The sequence below is a fragment of the Patulibacter sp. NPDC049589 genome (assembly GCF_040675535.1).
GTDB lineage: Bacteria > Actinomycetota > Thermoleophilia > Solirubrobacterales > Solirubrobacteraceae > Patulibacter.
This window is the reverse complement of record NZ_JBFAPC010000265.1, coordinates 1-4778: the sequence shown is the minus strand read 5'-3', so window position 1 is coordinate 4778 and position 4778 is coordinate 1. Positions and strand designations below refer to the sequence as shown.

Genomic DNA, 4778 nt, shown 5'->3' with positions numbered 1-4778 from the left:
CTTCGTCGGCGCCTCCGTCCTCTGTGCGCTCGCCCCGTCGCAGGAGGTCCTCGTCCTCGCGCGGTTCGTCCAGGGCGCCGGCGGGGCGATGGCCTCGGCCGTCGTCCTCGGCATGATCGTCACGATGTTCCCCGAGCCGCGGGAGCAGGCCAAGGCGCTGGGCGCCTACATGTTCGTCGCCGTCGCCGGCGGCACGATCGGCCTGCTCGTCGGCGGCGTGATCACCGAGGCGATCAGCTGGCACTGGGTCTTCGTGCTGAACGTGCCGATCGGCGTCGCCACCGTGGTCCTGACCCTCCGCCTCGTCACCGCGGACGAGGGCTTGGGCCTGAAGGCCGGGGCCGACGTGCTCGGCGGCGCGCTGGTCACCGCCGCGCTGATGCTCGGCGTCTACGCGCTGGTCGGCGCCGAGTCCGACGGCTGGGTCTCCTTCCGGACCCTGGGCCTCGGCTCGATCGCGCTCCTGCTGCTGATCGCCTTCGTCCTGCGCGAGTCCTCCGCCCGCGAGCCCCTGATCCCGCTGCGGATCTTCCGCTCGCGGAACGTCAGCGGGGCCAACACCGTGATCGTCCTGACGATGGCCGGCATGTTCGCGATCGGCTTCCTCGCCGCGCTCTACCTGCAGCGGGTCCTCGGCTACAGCCCGGTCGAGGTCGGCTTCGCGTTCCTCCCCGCCACCGTGGTCATGGGCGCGCTGTCGCTCCGCTACACGGCGGGCCTGACCGGTCGCTTCGGCGCGCGGCCGGTGCTGCTCGCCGGCCTGCTGATCGTGGCCGCGAGCCTCGCCTGGTTCGCCCGCGTGCCGGTGGACGGCGACTACGCCGTCGACCTGCTGCCGGCGATGCTGCTGCAGGGGATCGGCGCCGGCCTCGCGTTCCCGGCCCTGATGACCGTCGCGATGTCCGGCGTCCCGCCGCAGGACGCGGGCCTCGCGTCCGGCCTCGTGAACACCACGCAGCAGATGGGCGGCGCGCTCGGCCTGGCCGTCCTGGCGACCCTGTCGGCGACGCGGTCCGAGGAGCTGCGCGCCGCGGGGGACTCCGCCGCCGAGGCACTGACCGGCGGCTACCACCTGGCCTTCGGCATCGCCGCCGCCCTGGTCCTCGTCGCCGTCGTCCTGGCGGCGGTGGTCCTGCAGCCGGCGCCCGCGACCGACGGCGAGCACGAGGGTGCGGCGGCCGGCGAGCACGAGCCGGCGGGCGAGCCCGCGGTGGGCGGGATCGCCTGAGGCCGGGCTCTCACCGATCCCTCACGGACGGCCCGAGGGCGGCGGGGTAGCGTACGGCCCATGCGCCGCTCCCCCCTCGCGCTGGTCCCCCTCCTCGTCGTGCTCGCCGCCGCCCCCGCGGCGTCAGCGGCCGACAGCACCGGGACCACGTCGCCCTCCTACCCCGGCAACACCCTGAAGATCGAGGCGCCCGACGCGGTCGTCGGCGGCTCGATCGTCCCGGGCGTGACGCTGTCGGGCGTCGCGACGTGGAACGAGAACCCGACGACGGACACCACGACCCCGTACGCGTTCTCCCTCTACGTCCAGGACCCGTCGGTCGACCCGTCCTGCTCGCCCACCTACGGCGAGCAGCTGCAGAAGTCGATCAACGTCAACCCCAACGGCACCAACGGCGGCAGCGGTTTCGTCCTCCAGGACGGCCTGCAGATCGCGCCGCCGGCGCCCGCCAACGTCGCCACCCACTCCGCCGTGACGCCGCCGTTCGTCGTCAAGGCGACGCTGAAGCGCGTCCTCCTCTGCGCGTACCAGCGCTACGTCACCGACGCCGTCGCCACCGCGTCGGTCTCGATCCCGGTGGAGCGCGCGTCCTGCCGCCTGCGCGCCGGCAGCGTCCGCCGCGGCAGCGCCCTGCGCGTCCGCTGCAACGTCAAGGGCGCCCTGCAGGTCCGGCTGACGCGCGCCGGGAAGACCCGCACGCTCAAGGGCACCGTCCCCTCCTCGGGCCGCAAGAACCTGTCGTCGCGGTCGCTCGCCAAGGGCCTCTACAGCGCGCGCTTCACGATCGCGGGCCAGCCGGTCGGGAGCCAGAAGCTGCGGATCCGCTGACGGCGGGGACCGGGCGTTCCCGTCCGAGGCGAGCCGGGCAGCGGACCCCGGCAGCCGCGGGGGGTCAGTCGCGCCGCTGGTCCCGGCCGTCGTAGCGGCCCCGCTGCGGGCGACGGGCCTCGGCTGGATCGGCCCCGAAGGTCCGGGGCGGCGGCGGAGCGCCGAAGCCGTCGGAGCTCGTCGCCGGACGCCCGCCGTCGTACCGGTCGGATTGCGACCCGGGACGGCCGGCGTCGTCGTAGCGGCCGGGTCCCGCATCCGGGCGGCCGGACTCGTCGTAGCGGGCCGGGCCGCCGTCGGGTCCCTGCCCCGGCCGGTCCGCGTCCTCGTACCGCGGCGGACCGCCCGGCGACGGGCCCGCGCCGACCGCCCACGCCGCGGTGTCCGGGTCCAGCGGTGGCGGCGGGCCGAGCGGCCCGCCGGAGCGCGCGGCCGACGGGTCGTGTCCGGGGTCGCCCGGGCGCGGCGCCTCGAGCCCGGTCAGGCCCGGGTCGATGTGGTGCCGGCCGGAGCGGTGGTCGACGCCGTGGACGTTCACCGTCTCGCACATGCCGATCAGCCGCGAGACGGCCCGCTCGCCGATCTGGTCCTGCATCTGGATCGGGTCGAGGTTCGTCGTCAGGACGATCGCCCGGCGCTCCTGCCAGCGCTCGTTGATGATCGAGTACAGCTGCTCGAGCACCCAGGGGTTCGTCCGCTCGGTGCCGACGTCGTCGAGCACCAGCAGCGTGACCTCCGTCAGCTGGTCGAGCAGGTCGAGGGTCTTCGTGCCCTCGCCGTCGTACGTGCGCCGGATCTCCGAGAGCAGCCGCGGCACCGAGTAGACGGCGACCGCCTGCCCGCGCTCGATCGCCTGGCGGGCGACGAGCATGGCCAGCCAGGTCTTGCCGGAGCCGATCGAGCCGGAGATCCACAGCCCGTCGCCGGCCTGCAGGCGCTCGTCCAGCGTGTCGACGTAGCGCCGGACCTGGCCGACCGCCTCGCGCGGCAGCCCGCTGACGTTCGTGTGCTGGAACGACGCGTCCTGGTACTCCCGCGGGATCCGGGCGCGCAGGCTCCCGGCCACGCGGGCGGCCTTCTGCTCGGGCATGCACCGGCACTCGGACGCGCTGCGCGTCCGCTCGTCGATCAACCAGCCGTCACCGGCGCAGCGGTCGTAGGGGCAGCGCATCGGCTAGGTCCTCGGGAGCGGGGGTCCGCCGCCCGGGAGGGGAGGCCCGCCGCCGGGAGGCCCGCCGGGCGGGGGTCCGCCGCCGAAGCTCGCGGGCGGTCCGCCCATCCCCTGCGACGGCTGGGCCATGGTCAGGAAGCGCGGGTACTCGCCCTGGAACAGCAGGCGGATCGTGTCGGTCCGGCCGGAGCGGTTCTTGGCGATGATCAGCTCGGCGACGCCGGGCTCCGCGGTCTCCTTGTTGTAGTAGTCGTCGCGGTACAGGAACATGACGAGGTCGGCGTCCTGCTCGATGTTCCCCGACTCGCGCAGGTCGGACAGCAGCGGCCGCTTGTCCGGCCGCGAGTCGACGCCACGCGAGAGCTGCGACAGGGCGATCACCGGGCAGGAGAGCTCCTGGGCCAGGATCTTGAGGCCTCGCGACATCTCACCGATCTGCTGGACGCGGTTCTCGGCCCGGCCGTCGGCCCGCATCAGCTGCAGGTAGTCGACGATCACGAGCGAGACGCCGTGCGGGTGCGACGCGTGCAGGCGCCGAGCCTTCGCGCGGATCTCCATGATCCCGATGTCGGAGCTGTCGTCGATGTAGAGCGGCGCCTGGGCGAGCTTGTCGGCGACCTCGAGGACGTCGCCCCAGCGGTCGCCGATGCGGCCCTTGCGGACGTCGTCGCCCTTGATCGCGGCCTGGGACGCGAGCACGCGCTGGAGCAGCTCGCGCTCGGGCATCTCGAGCGAGAACAGGGCGACGGCGCCCTTGTTCTGCAGCGCGACGTTCTCGGCGAGGTTCGTCACGAAGGCCGACTTGCCCATCGCGGGACGCGCGGCGAGGACGACCATCGCGCCCGGCTGCAGGCCGGCCGTCTCCTTGTCGAGGTCGCGGAAGCCGGTCTCCAGGCCGGTGATGTCGCGGCCGTCCTTCTCGAGCTCCTCGAGTCGCTTGACCTCGTCGTCGATGAACGAGCCGACCGTCCGCAGGCCCTTGTTGTCCTCGTCCTCGGAGACGTCGAAGACGAGCGTCTGGGCCTGCTCGACGATGATCGCGGGCTCGCCCTCGCCCTTGAGGACGGCGGTCTGGATCTCGTAGGTCGCCTGGAGCAGGCGGCGCATCTTGCCGAGGCCCTGGACGATCTGGGCGTGCCGCGGCAGCGCCGCGACCTCCGTCACGGCGGCGGTCAGCCGGACGATCGCCTCGCGGCCCCCGGCCTCCTCCAGCGTGCCGGTCCGGCGCAGCTGCTCGACGACGGTGATCGAGTCGATCGGCTGGTTCTCCGCGTAGAGCCGGCGGATCCCCTCGTAGATCGTGGCGTGCTGCGGCGCGTAGAAGTCCTCGGCCTTCAGGCCGTCCTCGACGGTCAGGCCGTAGCGCGCCTGCTCGGAGAGCATCATCGCGCCGAGGACCGCCTGCTCGGCGTGCAGGTCGTGCGGGGGGACGTGCGTGGGCCCGATCGAGGAGCCGCCGTCGTCGAACCCGTCGTCGTCGCCGTACGAGCCGCCGGGATCCATGTCGACGTAGGACGCGTCGTCGTCGAAGGGCGGGATGTCGTGGTCGTC

General features: G+C 73.7%; 4 protein-coding genes. 2 read left to right on the top strand and 2 right to left on the bottom strand.

Annotation, left to right across the window (positions count from 1 at the left end; translation table 11 throughout):
- The coding region (locus AB0L40_RS26635; RefSeq protein WP_364361646.1) for an MFS transporter at positions 1 to 1228 on the top strand (1228 nt) is incomplete at its 5' end.
- A gap of 60 nt (positions 1229 to 1288) precedes the next feature.
- Entirely contained in the window at positions 1289 to 2056 is a 768-nt protein-coding gene (locus AB0L40_RS26630; RefSeq protein ID WP_364361644.1) for a hypothetical protein, read from the top strand.
- A gap of 64 nt (positions 2057 to 2120) precedes the next feature.
- On the opposite strand, the gene AB0L40_RS26625 is transcribed toward AB0L40_RS26630, so the two are convergent.
- Positions 2121 to 3227, bottom strand: coding sequence for an ATP-binding protein (locus tag AB0L40_RS26625; protein WP_364361642.1), 1107 nt, complete (start codon positions 3225 to 3227; stop codon positions 2121 to 2123).
- A 3-nt stretch (positions 3228 to 3230) separates the two neighbouring features.
- The coding region (dnaB, locus tag AB0L40_RS26620; protein ID WP_364361640.1) for a replicative DNA helicase at positions 3231 to 4778 on the bottom strand (1548 nt) is incomplete at its 5' end.

Excerpts from the sequence above, each read along its gene's own strand:
- AB0L40_RS26630 (WP_364361644.1), top strand. The coding sequence starts at position 1,289 with ATGCGCCGCTCCCCCCTCGCGCTGGTCCCCCTCCTCGTCGTGCTCGCC.
- AB0L40_RS26625 (WP_364361642.1), bottom strand. The coding sequence starts at position 3,227 with ATGCGCTGCCCCTACGACCGCTGCGCCGGTGACGGCTGGTTGATCGAC.